The following is a 13,685-nucleotide window of genomic DNA, read 5'->3' as shown; positions in this document are numbered from 1 at the left end:
ACTAGCCAATTATTCTGGTAAAAAGAAATATCATGCTATGAAGGCTCAAGCGATTGTCACAAGCCGAGGGAGAATTGTTTATTTGGATATAGCTGTGAACTATTGCCACGATATGAAATTGTTCAAAATGAGTCGCAGAAATATCGAACAAGCTGGTAAAATCTTGGCTGACAGTGGTTATCAAGGACTCATGAAGATGTATTCACAAGCGCAAACTCCGAGGAAATCAAGCAAACTTAAGCCACTAACTCTTGAAGATAAAGCCTATAACCATGCGCTATCTAAAGAGAGAATCAAGGTTGAGAATATTTTTGCCAAAGTAAAAACGTTTAAAATATAGTGGATTGAAATAAGATGCGAACAAAGAGATTAGGAAATTCAAATCAATTTCTAGTAATGTTTTAAAATCTGTAGCGTACTATTCTAGATTCAATCTACTATATTTTCAACAACCTATCGAAATCGACGCAAACGGTTTGGATTACGAATGAATTTGATTGCTGGCATTATCAACTGTGAACTAGGATTTTAGTTTCGCAGGAAATCTATAAAAGCCTACAAATTGTAGCCAGATGACCGCAGTAATCACACCCAAGACCAAAGCCACCAATAATTGGATACCAAGTGAGAGTTTTGACCATAACGTAACTAATTTCATAAGAAACTCCTTTGTTTTATTTGCTACTCATTCTACTACTATTCTTCTCCTCTGACTAATATATCTTTTCTATGGTGAACATAAAAAAGATTTATATTGAGGACTCAAACTATCATTGTATCGAACACATGATTCATTCTGTTCAAGCAGGAATTATAACATCTGTTTCTTACCAATGATTTTTTGCTAAAACAGTGATAAATCAAGGAATTTACTTTTCTATTCTCAAAATTTTATGATACAATAATGGTATGATTTTAATGAAACTTGCTTCCATCTTGCTTTTGGTACTAACCTTGGCTCTGGCGATTATTTTAAGTAGACTCTTTAGGTTAAAGAAAAGGGGTATCAATGCTGCTGATTTAGCTTTTCCTTTTCTAATTTTTGAATACTATTTGATTACAGCTAAGATGTTTACACACAATCAACTTCCAGTACTGGGAACGGCCTTATCAATACTAGCAATTGTGTTAGTCTTTTTCTTCTTAAATAAAAAACGTAGTTTTTATTATCCAAAATTTATTAAATTCTTTTGGCGAGCTGGATTTTTACTAACACTGCTCATCTATATCATCATGATTGTTCAAATTTTCGTGATGAAATAGTCAACTATAGCAATACAGTCCACCAGCACATCAATCTTGGTCACTAAATGTTCTATATGAGGCACTTTTCTGATAAAATTATAAAAAAATAAAAATAGGAGATTAATCAAGTGAAAAAAACGCTCTTGGCAAGCGCCATTACGCTTTCAGTTTTTGGTCTAACAACCAACCTTAGCTATGCTGAGGAGAACAAAGTACAGTCAACCCCAGTAGAAACAACACATAGTGAAACCTCTACTGACAAAGTGGATAAAAACAGTCTCCCAGCCAAGGAAGCTGAACCTTCAACTGAAGCAAATGCCAATCAAACGACAAATCCAGCTAAGAAAGAAGAAGACAAGGCACCAGAAGTTCAAAAAGAAGGTTGGGTATTAGAGGAAAATATCTGGCGCTTCTATGAAAATAATGCCCCTGTTCTTAACTGGAAAAAAATCCACGGAAAATGGTACTACTTCAACAAAGATGGCATCATGTTGAGCGATACGATCTATGATGGGTACATTCTGACTAGTAGTGGGGCTATGGTTGATTCTGGTTGGAGTAAACTCCAAGACAAATGGTATTACGCTAATGCTTATGGAAAAATTTCTCAACAAAAATGGGAAAAGATCGGTGGTGTCTGGTACTATTTTGATCAAGACGGTGTCATGCTCAGCAACACGATTTTTGACGACTATCTGTTTACTAATAGTGGTGCCATGGCTGAGAGTTCTTGGGTAAAACAAGATGGACAATGGTACTATGCCCCTGCTTCTGGTAAATTAATCAAAAATAAGTGGGACAAAATTAGTGGTACCTGGTACTACTTTAACAAAGACGCCACTATGGCAAACAACCAATGGCAAGGTAGCTACTACCTAAAAGCTAGCGGTGCTATGGCTGAAAAAGAATGGATTTTCGATAAAAACTATGATAGTTGGTTCTACTTGAAATCTGGTGGTACTTATGCAGCACGTCAATGGATTGGTTCATACTACCTCAAGGCAGGTGGCTACATGGCTAAGAGCGAATGGATTGACGATAGTTACTATAAAGCTCGCTACTATGTAGATGAAAATGGAGTCTATGTTACAGGTACCTATAAAATTGATGGGAAAAACCAGCAATTTCAAAGTGATGGAAAATGGCTTGGAGAAGCTTCTGCAAGCCACGGGTTTGAAAAGGGGAAATATAACAATATCATCTTCCTAGATCCAGGCCATGGTGGTAAAGATCCTGGAGCATCTTATTATAACATCACCGAAAAAGAACTGAACATGCAAGTTTACCGAAAACTACGCAAGGAACTTGAAGCCCTTGGTTACACTGTTCTAACTTCAAGAGATAGCGATGTCTTTGTAGACTTTGTCACCGAACGCTCAAGAATGGTTAATAAGACTGATTCAGATATCTTTATTAGTATTCACTTCAATGCTAGTGGTAATCCAGCTTCAAACAGAGCTGGAATCCAGACTTATTCTTATGAAGAAGCTCCTGGTTATCCTTCTAAGATCAATCCTTACTGGCATAACCACCCTGACAGAATCAGTGAAAGCAATCGCCTCGCGGCAGATATCCACTCTTCACTATTAGCTGAAACTGGTGCTAAGGATGCAGGTCGTCTACGAAGTAGTTTTGCTGTCCTTCGAGAAACTAATAAACCAGCCGTTCTATTGGAATTGGGATATATTGACAATTTCAATGAGAATCAACAAGTCCGCAGTGATGCCTACCAAAACAGATTGGTTGCAGGTATTGTAAAAGGGATTCAAAAATATTACGCAGGTCAATAAAGAAAAAGTCTCGAGAAAATCTCGAGATTTTTTTGTATTATTTTTCTTACTTGGTGGCTTCAGGAAAAAGAAATCCAATTCCAACGCAAGCCAAGACTCCAGCACCGATAACCAAACCGCTTGAAAGTGGCAAGATATCAAGAATGGCATTAGCGATGATAAAGGCAATCGTCAAGCTCATGAGACTGGCCTTGTAATCTTTTTTCACCAAATTCTCAAGAGTAAAGAATAAGAATAAACCTACTGGAAAGAGGGCCCAGATATTGACATCCAAACTCGGCCATCCAACAAAGCCAAAATACAAGACTGCTGCTGCAACGACTAATAATCCGATACCTAATACTTTTTTCATAATACGACCTCATTTTCTATTTTGTTAAGAAGTTTTATCTCCCTTTAACAATTACAACTATAACAGAAATAAAAATCGCAAACAATAGCTTTTGTCTATGTGGCAGACATGATAGACTATGTGGTCAGAATTTTTCTTCACCCACTATAGTTGACAAATAGCAAATCTTTTTTAATCAGAATATTAGCCTTCTTTTTTCTTATGAGCTACAAGACCAAATCCATAAATTACTCTAAGAAGTCCAAGTGCTGCTAAGCTAATATGATCTTCAGTAGCAGTATTTGGCAACTGAGGAGTATTTTCTTTAGCATAGTTTGCTTTCTCTGGAGTTACCGGTGTTGAAATCTTTTTGTAGACTTGCTCTGCATCTCCATCTAGAAATTTCTGAGCCTCTACTAAAAAGATTTACTTTATTTTCTAATAAAACAACGTTCTTGCACAACTTCCTATTACTCATAAATTTATACAGTCTACTAATAATAGCTTGCTATACTCACTTTATTATTCTAAAATTACAGTCACAAAGAGTTCATTATTGCAATAAATATCTAATTCATTTTCAGAATTATCACTAAACACTCCACCACCTTTTTTATAAAAATAAACTTCTAAATTACCTTCATACTCGACTTCAAAATTAGAATCTGCTTCTATAGTTAATTGAGAAAACATGGGCTCATATCAAGAAGCACCTCAAAAAGGTATTACCAACTTGCAATACTTTTTTTGAGGCTCTCTTGTCTTGTTCTTGTTTCAATTGGCTATAATATTTTTGCCCACCCTTTTGCTTACTACTAAAGTTTGATATACTTCCCTTATAGTGGACAGTGAAAAAACAAAATTTCACTAGAAACTACAGGGGGAGTTTTCGTATGTCAAAAAGAGGTCCGAAATCAGTGGAGGAGAAGTTAGAAGTTGTTCATCTTTACCTTGAACAAGGGAAGTCAATATCTATTTTAACAAAAGCATTTGAAGTAAATGGTGACACAATCAGAAATTGGATTCGTAAGTATCAAACAGAGGGTGTAGAAGGGCTCAAGGAGAGCCATAGCTGGAAGAAATATACTTCAGAGTTAAAAGAAAAGGCTGTAACAGATTATCTTACAGGTAGATGTAGTTTATCTAGATCAAATTTTCATTCATTTTACTTTAACCCTTAAAGGTAACGATAGTCGCTCCAGAACCTCCAGCATTTTGTGGTGCATAGCCAAAGCTCTTGACTTGCTTGTTTCTTTGTAGGTACTTAGTTACCCCTTCACGGATGACTCCTGTCCCGATACCATGAATGATATCAACTTGAGCCATGTTGTTGAGTAGGGCTTGGTCGATAAAGGCATCCAAGGCTTCCATAGCTTCCTCGTAGCGTTTGCCACGAAGGTCTAGTCGAGCCTGTGTTCCTTTACCACCTGCCCGTTTGACCACGTTAACTTGTTTTTTCTTGACTGGTGATTCTTGCTGAGCCTGAACCAAGTCAAACTCTCTTTCCTCAAGGGTCATCTTAATCAAGCCAACCTGTGCTTCCCAACGACCATCCTTGAGTTGAGTGGTCAAGGTACCACGTTGACCATAGCTTAAAACGATAATATCATCTCCAACTTTTGGAGCTCGTTTTTTCTTAGCCTTTTGGAGGACCTTGTTTTTAGAAAGGTCAACTTTTTCAGGTGCTAATTTTTTGAGCTTAGCTTTGGCTTCGATAATCTCGTGCGGTTTCAGTTGAGATTTACTGTGAAGATTTTTAAGTATATCATCACTCTCAGCTAGTGCTAAGTCAACAATCTCAGCAGCTTGCTCACGCGCCTTATTGAGTTCTGTTTCCTTCTCACGATTGAGCTCGTTATAAAGTTTTTTAAGGGCACGATTCATCTTGAGGTTTTCTTGCTCGACTTGACGAATATTTTCAAGACGTTTTCGGCTTTCAAGTGTCTGCTCTTCCAATTGTTCAATGATACGATTAACATCGTTGTCTTGGTCAATTTGCTTACTAGCGTCACCTACAATAACATCTGACAAACCTAGACGTTTAGCAATCTCAAAGGCATTGCTTCGACCTGGAACTCCCTGCATAAAGCGATAGGTTGGGCGCAGGCTAGCTGTATCAAATTCCATACTTGCATTTTGAACATAGGCCGTTTCAATACCATAGGCCTTGAGTTCAGGATAGTGAGTGGTTGCCATAGTCTTAACCTGACGCAAGCGCAAGTCTTCTAGGATTGACATGGCAAGGGCTGCACCTTCTTGGGGATCTGTTCCTGCTCCAAGCTCATCAAGAAGCAAGAGCGAGTTTTGATTGACCTTACCAAGAATATCTACGATATTAGTCATGTGACTAGAGAAGGTTGACAGACTTTGCTCAATGGATTGTTCGTCTCCGATATCTGCGAAAATCTCCTCGAAAATCCCTACTCGACTGCCCTTATCGGCTAGAATTGGCAGACCAGACTGGGCCATCAACTGCGTCAAACCTAAAGTCTTCAGCATGATGGTCTTACCACCAGTATTGGGACCAGTGATGACAATAGCTGTTAGATCCTGACCAAAATGCACATCATTGGCAACAGCATTCTTCACCAAGGGATGACGAACGTGAAGAAGTTGAATCTCCTGTCCCTCAGATACTTGAGGTACTACTGCCTCCGTCTCTTGGATAAATCGGACCTTAGCACGAATTAGGTCCAAATGTCCAATAATCCAAGCATCATTTGCGATTTCAGCTGCATGAGGTCTTACTCTTTCAGAGAGTTCTTGGAGGATGCGCATCATCTCATAGCGTTCGTCTGCACGAAGACTTGCGATTTCTTCACTTAGCTTGACTACTTCACGCGGTTCGATATAGACAGTATTACCACTAGCAGAAATATCATGAACGACCCCAGCAATCTTGTTACGATAGGTATTTTTTACTGGAAGAACTTGGCGACCATTTCGACTAGCGATGATGCCTTCCGTCAACATCTGGGCCTTTTGTTTTAGAAGATCTTGCAAGACATCACGGACTTGGCTCTCACTGTCATGGATTTTACGGCGGATTCGAGCCAAATCTTCGCTAGCAAAATTTTCGATAAATCCAGCTTCATTGATGGCTTGGAGATTACCCTGCAGATGCGGGAAATCATGAAGTTTCTCAAACCAGTTAGCTAGATGCTCTAAACGTACATTTTCAAGATTGTCATAGAAATTCTTTAATTCACGACTAGCAAAAATGACGCGTTTGAGAAGGAGAAATTCCTCGATGTTGAGATCTGCTCCCATTTCTAAACGTTTGCAGGTTGCAGCAATGTCTTTTGTTGCAGAAATGCTGAAATGAGGATGTTCGACAAAGAGTTCTTGCATTTCTTCCATCTCTGCAAAAGCTTGCTTAATCTTGTCTCCTTTATCAGTCGGAGCAAGTTCTTTCAACTGCTCTAGTCCTTGCTCGGTCAAAAGATGAGGCTCGAATAAAGCCTTGACCTTATTAAATTCTAATGTTTCTAGTATTTTTTTATTCATTTTCTTTTCCTTCGTTATGAGCGAACAATTTTTAAAATTCTCACTCTTTTCCAAAAGTCTCCTTAACTTTTGGAATTGTAAACAAAAGGCTAGGAATAATTCCCGCCCTTTTTATCCGATTATTTTGGTTACCCATAGTTGTTTAATCACATGACTAGTGACGGGAACACTCTGGATAATATGTTTAGCTACAAAACTGTTTTCAAGTGAATTTTGAACAATTTGTAAAGGAACAGTCGCAAGAATGGTCAGTATCATCTGGAGGACAAATAAGGTCACTCCAACTGATAAGACTCCTGCACCGATGCGAAAATATTTGCCACCTAACTTTTTGGTTGGTACTAGGTTAAAAAAGAGTCCAATCAAACGACCGATGCAGTAAAATACGGCAAAGGCTAAGAGATAGCCAATACCTGCGTAAAAGACCTTGTCCAATTGGAAGAGCTGGTCAGATGGGAAGAAAAAGGTACCCTGCCCTTCCTGGGGATTGGCATAAGGAATCAACAAATCAAATTGTTTCCCTAAAGATTGATAAAAATTTCCTGCAAGAAGAGCTGAAATCAAAGTTGCTACAAAATAGTAAATCTGTAGAACCAAACCTCTACGATAACCGATATAAAAACTCCAAGCCAGAACCAATAAAAGAAAGACGGAAATCATAGGGAATCCTCAATCTTGCTATGCTCTTGTTTAGTCGCTACAAGTTGATGACGAAGGTCGTCTAATTCTTGTTCCTTATCATCAAATTCAATCTCACGGCTGAGTTGGGTTGACAAGCTATTGACTGCTAATAAAATAGCGATTATCTCATCATCCGCTCCAGGCATCTGCTCTTTAATTGCTTCATATTTTTCTGTTGCGACCTTGGCAATTTCCTCCATAAAGAGGTTGTCATGCTCAGTTGTTAGGGTCAATGTTTTTTTTCCGAATGTAAACTTGTATCGATTTAAATTTGCCATAAAAATTCACCTCACGATATTATACCAAATTTCACTAAATTTGTCAGTTTTTACCAATTCTACGGCTTTTATGGTACAATAAGAATTATGGCAAGTATTACATTAACTCCGAGCGAAAAGGAAATCCAAGCCTTTGTTCAGAAATATGAACAAGCACTGACTCCTAGTAAAAATCCTTATATTCGCTACTTTTTCAAGCTTCCGCAGGCAAGTGTTTCCATCTACACATCAGGAAAAGTGCTCTTGCAAGGAGAAGCTGCTGAACGTTACGCCAGCTTTTTTGGTTATCAGGTCAGGCCAGTAGCTAGTGGACAAAACTTTCCGATGATTGGAACTGACGAAGTAGGAAATGGTTCCTACTTTGGTGGTCTGGCTGTAGTAGCATCCTTTGTGACTCCTGACCAGCATGACTTCTTACAAAAACTTGGTGTCGGAGATTCTAAGACCCTGACCGACCAGAAAATTCGTCAGATTGCGCCTATTCTCAAAGAAAAAATTCAGCATCAAGCACTCCTCCTGTCACCGACCAAGTATAATGAGGTGATTGGTGAACGTTACAATGCTGTGTCTGTCAAGGTAGCTCTTCACAATCAAGCCATTTTTCTCCTTCTCCAAAAGGGAGTCCAGCCAGAAAAGATTGTTATTGATGCTTTTACTAGTGCTCAAAACTATGAAAAGTACTTAAAAAATGAAGCCAATCATTTTTCCAATCCAGTTAGTCTGGAGGAAAAAGCAGAAAGCAAATACTTAGCAGTCGCAGTAAGCTCTATCATTGCGCGTGATCTCTTTCTGGAAAACTTAGAAAATCTGGGACGAGAACTTGGTTACCAACTTCCAAGTGGGGCTGGAACGGCTTCTGACAAGGTAGCTAGCCAAATCCTTCAAGCTTATGGTATGCAGGGACTTAACTTCTGCGCCAAACTTCACTTCAAAAACACTGAAAAAGCAAAAAAACTGCTAGAAAGGTAAATTATGAAATATTTTAAATCATTTTTAAAAGAGTGGGGGAGTTTTATCCTCTTCATTACTCTTGTTGCTCTTAGTTGGATGTTTCTTTGGAGAAATGTCCGTGTAGAAGGACACTCTATGGACCCTACCCTAGCCGATGGAGAAGTTCTCTTCGTTGTCAAACATCTTCCAATCAACCGTTTTGATATCGTAGTTGCCCATGAAGAGGATGGAAACAAGGATATCATCAAGCGAGTTATCGGTATGCCAGGAGATACCATTCGTTATGACAACGATAAACTCTATATTAACGGTCAAGAAACTGATGAGCCCTATTTAGCAGAATACCTTAAGCGTTTCAAGGAAGATAAACTCCAAAGCACTTATACTGGAAGTGGTTGGGACGGCAAAAAGGGCGAATACTTTAGAGCTTTAGCTCAAAAGGCTCAGGCCTTTACCCTAGATGTTAATTACAACACTAGCTTCACCTTCACTGTTCCAGAAGGAGAATATCTCCTCCTAGGTGATGACCGTCTGGTATCTAGCGACAGTCGACATGTTGGTACCTTTAAGGCAAAAGATATCACTGGTGAAGCCAAATTCCGCTTCTGGCCACTCAAACGTATCGGAACATTTTAAAAACTAGGAAGAGGCCGAGAATTATCCATCTCAGCCTCTTCTCATTCTATTTTGACTAAGTCTGGGATAGATTTCTCAGACACTATTGTAAGGAATTTTATGGAAGTTTATTTTTCAGGCACCATTGAACGCATTATTTTTGAAAATGTCAGCAATTTTTTCCGTATTTTACTTCTAGATATTGAGGATACCAATGCTGAAGACTTTGATGATTATGAAATCATTGTCACAGGTACCATGGCTGATATCATTGAAGGAGAGGAATACACCTTTTGGGGACAAATCGTCCAACACTCCAAATATGGTGAACAACTACAAATTACTCGCTATGAGAGAGCCAAGCCGACTAGTAAGGGCTTGGTCAAGTATTTCTCCAGCAGTCATTTTAAGGGAATTGGACTCAAAACAGCCCAGAAAATCGTGGATATTTACGGTGAAAACACTATTGACAAAATCTTAGAAAATCCAGACAAGCTCCAGTCTATCTCTGGCCTCTCTGCTAAAAATCGTGAAGCCTTTGTCTCAACCCTTCGTCTTAATTACGGAACAGAGATGGTCTTAGCCAAACTTGCTAATTACGGCATCCCAAATAAGCTAGCCTTTCAGATTCAAGACTTTTACAAGGAAGAAACCCTAGATATTGTCGAGAACTATCCCTATCAACTAGTTGAGGATATCAAGGGTTTGGGATTTACCATTGCTGACCAATTGGCCCAAGAACTGGGAATTGAAAGCCAGGCTCCTGAGCGCTTCCGTGCGGGTCTTGTCCATAGTCTCTTTCAAGGTTGCATGGAGACGGGAGATACCTATATGGAAGCTAGAGACTTGTTAGAGCAAACCCTCAACCTTCTGGAATCCTCTCGTCCAGTCGAACTAGAGCCTAGTCAAGTTGCCCAAGAACTTGCTTATCTGATTGAAGAAGATAAGGTCCAGCAGATTGATACCAAAATCTTTGATAATAGCCTCTTTTTTGCTGAGGAAGGCATCCGCAGTCACTTGGTTCGTATCCTTGAAAAAGGAAAACAGAAGAGCCAGGATTTAAAAACCATTCAAAAACATATCACTACTGTCGAGGAAGAGCTGGGAATTGAGTATGATAGTATTCAAAAACAAGCTATCTGCGATGCTATCCAGAACAAGATCTTTATCCTGACAGGTGGACCTGGTACTGGTAAGACAACTGTTATCAATGGTATCATCGCTGTATATGCCCTTTTAGAAGGACTTGACCTCAGGAAAAAAAGCAATCTGCCGATTCTTCTTACTGCTCCAACTGGTCGAGCTGCTCGACGTATGAATGAATTGACAGGTCTACCAAGCGCTACCATTCACCGCCACCTGGGCATGACTGGAGACGATGACACCAGCCATCTAGAAGATTATCTGGATGCTGACTTTATCATCGTGGATGAATTCTCCATGGTAGATACTTGGCTGGCCAACCAGCTCTTCTCCAACATCTCTTCAAACAGTAAAATTCTCATCGTGGGTGATAGCGACCAGCTGCCTTCTGTCAGTCCTGGTCAAGTCCTAGCAGATTTACTCCAGATACCAACCATCCCTCAAACACGTTTGGAAAGAATCTACCGTCAGAGCGAAGAATCAACCATCGTCACTCTTGCAAGTCAGATTCGCCAGGGAATATTACCTGCAGATTTTACCCAGAAAAAAGCAGACCGCTCCTACTTTGAAATCGCTAGTAACCATATACCTGCTAGCATTGAAAAAATCCTAGGTGCTGCTATCAGAAGTGGCATTCCTGCTCGCGACATTCAGGTTCTTGCCCCTATGTACCGTGGAACTGCTGGTATTGATGCCATCAACCAGCTCATGCAAGACCTACTCAATCCTCCACAAAAAGACCAGCTTAGCTTTGAAGCTCCTCAGTGTCACTATCGAACAGGAGATAAGGTTATTCACCTAGTCAACGATGCAGAGGTCAATGTCTTTAACGGAGACTTAGGCTATATCACAGACTTGATTCCAGGAAAATACACCGAGTCCAAGCAAGATGAAATGATGATTGATTTTGACGGCAATGAGGTCTCCTATCCTCGAAATGAATGGTACAAGATTCGCTTAGCCTATGCCATGAGTATCCACAAGTCTCAGGGTAGCGAGTTTCCCGTCGTTATTCTGCCTATTACCAGTGCAAGCAAGCGCATGTTAGAGCGTAATCTCATCTACACTGCCATCACTCGAGCCAAAAGCAAACTTATCTTACTAGGTGAATTACAGGCCTTTGACTATGCAACTCAGCACATCGGAACAGCTCGTAAGACCTATTTGATTGAGCGTTTCAGCGACTTAATAGAATCAACTGATGGAACTAGTAAATCAGCTACTGAAGCTACACCAGTTACAGACACTGAACAATCCTACATCCTAACCGAGGACAACTGGTCTAGTATCCCAGCCATGATTGGGATTAGCCAAGATGACCTGCAGGAGTTTTTCGGAAAATAAAGCATAAGAAAACCCACCTAATCAGGTGGGATTTTTGTTTATTAAGATTATTTAACTGTTGCTGTGCTTGTAATCAACTCAACAGCTTTTTTGATTGTGATATCGTGTTTCAACATATCAGCTGAAAGCAAGCTTTGTACTTGAGCGACTTCCATATTGTAGTCTGCTGCCAATTGCTCGATTTCTTTTTGGATTTCTTCTTCTGAAGCATCAAATCCTTCAGCTTTGGCAACTGCTTCGATAACAAGGTTAGTCTTGGTACGTGACTCAGCTTCTGCTTCGTATTGTTTGTGAAGATCTTCTTGAGTAGTTCCAGTGATTTGGAAGTACATGTCAGGGTTGATACCTTGACGTTGCAAGTTTCCGAGGAATTCATTTACTGAACGGTGAACTTCTTCGTGGATCATTTCTTCTGGAAGTTCTACGATTTCAGCGTTTTCTACAGCTTTATCAATTGCTGCACCTTCAACTGCATCTTTGTATGCTTCTTCTTTAGCAGCAGCCAATTCGTTGCGGTATTTTTCTTTCAATTCAGCAAGTGTTTCAACTTCTTCGTCGATGTCTTTTGCAAGTTCATCGTCAAGAGCTGGAACTTCTTTAGCTTTTACTTCGTGGATAGTTGTCACGAATTTAGCTTCTTTACCAGCAAGGTCTTCTGCTTGATAGTCTTCTGGGAATGTTACGATAACATCAACAGTTTCACCAGCTGAATGACCTACCAATTGGTCTTCGAAACCAGGGATAAATTGACCTGAACCAAGTCCAAGTGAGAAGTTTTCACCTTTTCCACCGTCAAATTCAACACCGTCAATAGAACCAACAAAGTCGATGACAACAGTGTCGCCGTTTTCAGCAGCAGCTTCTTTGATAACCAATTCAGCTAAGTTGTTGCGTTCACGTTCGATACGCTCTTCAACGTCAGCATCAGTTACTTCTTTTTCAAGATCTACTGATACTTCAAGGTTTTTGTAGTCACCCAATTTTACTTCAGGTTTTGTAACAACTTCAGCAGTGATAACCCAGTCTTGACCTTTTTCCATTGAAGTTACATCAATTTTTGGTTGTGCAACGACTTCAAGACCAGCTTCTTTTACAGCTGCTTCATAAGCGTTTGGCAAAAGAGCATTCATAACGTCTTGATAAAGTGACTCTTCACCAAATTTTTTATCGAAGATAGGGCGTGGAAGGTGACCTTTACGGAAACCTGGAACATTAAGAGATTTCTTCACTGAGTTGAAGACACGGTCCAATTCTGGTTTGATTTGGTCTTGAGAGATAGTGAAAGTCAAGACACCACGATTTGTTTCTTTGTTTTCAAATGATACAGACATTCTGTCATTTCTCCTTAAAATTTTTTTAAATACAGTCTATTATAACATTTTCTATAAATAAAATCTAGAGTAATGCAGACAAATCTGGCTAAAACACATTTTGGGTGATTTGGCGCGTACTATTCTAGGTTCAATCCATTATATAAAAAGAAGACAAACATTCTTAAAATGTTTGCCCTCTTAATGCTATAGACTCGATCATCTAGTCCAAAGTAATTTCAATAGGATTAAATATTTATTCTAATCTTCCTTTTTCTTACGAGCTACAAGTCCAAATCCACTCATTACTCCAAGAAGTCCAAGTGCTGCTAAGCTAGTACGATCTTCAGTACCAGTATTTGGCAACTGAGGAGTATTTTCTTTTGCAGAGGTTGGTTTCTCTGGAGCTACTGGTTTCTCTGGAGTCACTGGTTTCTCTGGAGTTACTGGTTTCTCTGGAGTTACTGGTTTCTCTGGAGTTACTGGTTTC

At 39.5% G+C, this 13,685-nt stretch carries 14 protein-coding genes and 4 pseudogenes; 9 read left to right on the top strand and 9 right to left on the bottom strand.

What is annotated here, in order from left to right; genetic code table 11:
• Positions 1-335: pseudogene (locus tag ADF68_RS08330) on the top strand (transposase family protein); the annotation flags it as partial.
• Positions 336-439: 104 nt separating this feature from the next.
• Positions 440-532: pseudogene (locus ADF68_RS11725) on the top strand (IS5/IS1182 family transposase); the annotation flags it as partial.
• Here ADF68_RS11725 and ADF68_RS11285 read toward each other — a convergent pair.
• Positions 521-658 carry a hypothetical protein gene (locus ADF68_RS11285; protein ID WP_186823224.1) on the bottom strand — a complete coding sequence of 46 codons (138 nt, stop codon included), beginning with the start codon at positions 656-658 and terminating at the stop codon, positions 521-523. The pseudogene ADF68_RS11725 and the gene ADF68_RS11285 overlap by 12 nt on opposite strands.
• A gap of 251 nt (positions 659-909) precedes the next feature.
• On the opposite strand from ADF68_RS11285, the gene ADF68_RS08325 reads away from it, so the two are divergent.
• Positions 910-1,263 (top strand): DUF3397 domain-containing protein, encoded by a 354-nt coding sequence (locus ADF68_RS08325; protein ID WP_065426697.1) that lies wholly within the window; start codon positions 910-912, stop codon positions 1,261-1,263.
• Positions 1,264-1,373: 110 nt separating this feature from the next.
• Positions 1,374-3,035, top strand: a complete 1,662-nt coding sequence (locus ADF68_RS08320; protein WP_049549404.1) for an N-acetylmuramoyl-L-alanine amidase — start codon at positions 1,374-1,376, stop codon at positions 3,033-3,035.
• 46 nt (positions 3,036-3,081) lie between these two features.
• Here ADF68_RS08320 and ADF68_RS08315 read toward each other — a convergent pair whose 3' ends face one another.
• From ADF68_RS08315 to ADF68_RS11280, 3 genes are all read right to left on the bottom strand, one after another.
• The gene (locus ADF68_RS08315; protein WP_049549403.1) at positions 3,082-3,387 is read right to left on the bottom strand and encodes a hypothetical protein; all 306 of its coding nucleotides are present in this window, start codon (positions 3,385-3,387) and stop codon (positions 3,082-3,084) included.
• 183 nt (positions 3,388-3,570) lie between these two features.
• A complete protein-coding gene (locus tag ADF68_RS11105; RefSeq protein ID WP_161800101.1) occupies positions 3,571-3,675 on the bottom strand; it encodes a hypothetical protein in 105 nt (34 codons plus the stop codon).
• 213 nt (positions 3,676-3,888) lie between these two features.
• Positions 3,889-4,059 (bottom strand): hypothetical protein, encoded by a 171-nt coding sequence (locus ADF68_RS11280; protein WP_193388990.1) that lies wholly within the window; start codon positions 4,057-4,059, stop codon positions 3,889-3,891.
• Between ADF68_RS11280 and ADF68_RS10980 the strand changes: the two are divergent.
• Together ADF68_RS10980 and ADF68_RS08305 are read left to right on the top strand one after the other, a co-directional pair.
• Positions 4,047-4,154: pseudogene (locus tag ADF68_RS10980) on the top strand (IS630 family transposase); the annotation flags it as partial. The gene ADF68_RS11280 and the pseudogene ADF68_RS10980 overlap by 13 nt on opposite strands.
• Positions 4,155-4,259: 105 nt before the next feature.
• Positions 4,260-4,508 (top strand): annotated as a pseudogene (locus tag ADF68_RS08305) (transposase); the annotation flags it as partial.
• 28 nt (positions 4,509-4,536) lie between these two features.
• Here ADF68_RS08305 and ADF68_RS08300 read toward each other — a convergent pair.
• The 3 genes from ADF68_RS08300 to ADF68_RS08290 form a co-directional block, all read right to left on the bottom strand.
• Positions 4,537-6,873: an endonuclease MutS2 gene (locus ADF68_RS08300; RefSeq protein ID WP_049549402.1), complete on the bottom strand. Its 2,337-nt coding sequence runs from the start codon at positions 6,871-6,873 to the stop codon at positions 4,537-4,539.
• Between the two features lie 111 nt (positions 6,874-6,984).
• A complete protein-coding gene (locus ADF68_RS08295; protein WP_049549401.1) occupies positions 6,985-7,533 on the bottom strand; it encodes a CvpA family protein in 549 nt (182 codons plus the stop codon).
• Entirely contained in the window at positions 7,530-7,832 is a 303-nt protein-coding gene (locus ADF68_RS08290; protein ID WP_049549400.1) for a hypothetical protein, read from the bottom strand. Before ADF68_RS08290 ends, ADF68_RS08295 begins: the two co-directional genes overlap by 4 nt.
• 87 nt (positions 7,833-7,919) lie before the next feature.
• Between ADF68_RS08290 and rnhC the strand changes: the two genes are divergently transcribed.
• From rnhC to ADF68_RS08275, 3 genes are all read left to right on the top strand, one after another.
• Positions 7,920-8,801 (top strand): ribonuclease HIII, encoded by an 882-nt coding sequence (gene rnhC, locus ADF68_RS08285; protein WP_049549399.1) that lies wholly within the window; start codon positions 7,920-7,922, stop codon positions 8,799-8,801.
• A 3-nt stretch (positions 8,802-8,804) separates the two neighbouring features.
• Entirely contained in the window at positions 8,805-9,419 is a 615-nt protein-coding gene (lepB, locus tag ADF68_RS08280) for a signal peptidase I (protein WP_049549398.1), read from the top strand.
• A gap of 99 nt (positions 9,420-9,518) precedes the next feature.
• On the top strand, positions 9,519-11,885 hold the full coding sequence (locus ADF68_RS08275; protein ID WP_049549397.1) for an ATP-dependent RecD-like DNA helicase: 2,367 nt from the start codon (positions 9,519-9,521) through the stop codon (positions 11,883-11,885).
• Between the two features lie 47 nt (positions 11,886-11,932).
• On the opposite strand, the gene tig is transcribed toward ADF68_RS08275, so the two are convergent.
• Both tig and ADF68_RS11600 read right to left on the bottom strand, forming a co-directional pair.
• Entirely contained in the window at positions 11,933-13,216 is a 1,284-nt protein-coding gene (gene tig / locus ADF68_RS08270; RefSeq protein ID WP_049549396.1) for a trigger factor, read from the bottom strand.
• Positions 13,217-13,456: 240 nt separating this feature from the next.
• On the bottom strand, positions 13,457-13,685 hold a 229-nt coding region (locus ADF68_RS11600; RefSeq protein ID WP_049549395.1), incomplete at its 5' end, for an LPXTG cell wall anchor domain-containing protein.

The sequence above is a fragment of the Streptococcus pseudopneumoniae genome, assembly GCF_001068775.1.
Lineage (GTDB): Bacteria > Bacillota > Bacilli > Lactobacillales > Streptococcaceae > Streptococcus > Streptococcus pseudopneumoniae_N.
Note: the sequence above shows the minus strand (reverse complement) of the source record. Positions and strands in the feature narration are given on the sequence as shown.

Bases quoted from the DNA above. Each gene is read 5' to 3' on its own strand.
- ADF68_RS08325 (WP_065426697.1), top strand. From the start codon at position 910: ATGATTTTAATGAAACTTGCTTCCATCTTGCTTTTGGTACTAACCTTG.
- tig (WP_049549396.1), bottom strand. From the start codon at position 13,216: ATGTCTGTATCATTTGAAAACAAAGAAACAAATCGTGGTGTCTTGACT.
- ADF68_RS08290 (WP_049549400.1), bottom strand. From the start codon at position 7,832: ATGGCAAATTTAAATCGATACAAGTTTACATTCGGAAAAAAAACATTG.
- ADF68_RS08300 (WP_049549402.1), bottom strand. From the start codon at position 6,873: ATGAATAAAAAAATACTAGAAACATTAGAATTTAATAAGGTCAAGGCT.
- lepB (WP_049549398.1), top strand. From the start codon at position 8,805: ATGAAATATTTTAAATCATTTTTAAAAGAGTGGGGGAGTTTTATCCTC.
- ADF68_RS08275 (WP_049549397.1), top strand. From the start codon at position 9,519: ATGGAAGTTTATTTTTCAGGCACCATTGAACGCATTATTTTTGAAAAT.
- ADF68_RS11280 (WP_193388990.1), bottom strand. From the start codon at position 4,059: ATGTTTTCTCAATTAACTATAGAAGCAGATTCTAATTTTGAAGTCGAG.
- ADF68_RS08315 (WP_049549403.1), bottom strand. From the start codon at position 3,387: ATGAAAAAAGTATTAGGTATCGGATTATTAGTCGTTGCAGCAGCAGTC.
- ADF68_RS11285 (WP_186823224.1), bottom strand. From the start codon at position 658: ATGAAATTAGTTACGTTATGGTCAAAACTCTCACTTGGTATCCAATTA.
- rnhC (WP_049549399.1), top strand. From the start codon at position 7,920: ATGGCAAGTATTACATTAACTCCGAGCGAAAAGGAAATCCAAGCCTTT.
- ADF68_RS08295 (WP_049549401.1), bottom strand. From the start codon at position 7,533: ATGATTTCCGTCTTTCTTTTATTGGTTCTGGCTTGGAGTTTTTATATC.